The sequence below is a fragment of the Ruegeria sp. CG3 genome, assembly GCF_056537205.1.
In genome coordinates this window covers 1-528 of sequence record NZ_JBQFRC010000010.1, presented here as the reverse complement: position 1 = coordinate 528, position 528 = coordinate 1, and the positions used below count along the sequence as shown (strand labels likewise).

At 57.8% G+C, this 528-nt stretch carries 1 protein-coding gene; it reads left to right on the top strand.

The window, feature by feature from the left end:
* Nucleotides 1-528 (top strand): helix-turn-helix domain-containing protein (locus tag ACR0NB_RS18860; protein ID WP_480776489.1); only part of this gene is annotated, 528 nt, incomplete at both ends.

The window sequence follows — 528 nt, the reverse complement described above, 5'->3', positions numbered from 1 at the left end:
GGCGTTTGCAGTCAGTGTTCGCACGGTGCGTAAATGGATTGGCCGCTACCTGGCTGAAGGAAGGGCCGGTCTGGAGAACCGCTCATCACGGCCAAGGTCTGCCGCTGCTGTACAGGCCAGCTGGTGGCGCAAGAAAGCTGAACAACTTCGCAAGGACTACCGTCTGACGGCACAAGAGATCGCGACCAAGCTCAATCTTGCCCGCTCGACAGTTGCGGCTTGGTTGAAGCATGCAGGTCTTGGTAAATTGAAGGCTCTTGATCCCAAGCCACTTGTGCGACGCTATCAACGCGAACGAGCGGGGGAGCTATTACATCTGGACATCAAGAAACTGGGGCGCTTTGAAGGGCACGGTCATCGCATTACAGGCAATCGCAAAGGCCGCACGCCGGGACTTGGCTGGGACTATCTGCATGTGGCCATTGATGATGCCACCCGTCTTGCCTATGTGGAAGTTCTGCCCGATGAGACCCGGCACTCGACCTCAGCTTTTCTTGTCCGCGCTCTGCGCTGGTTTCGCAGACGGGG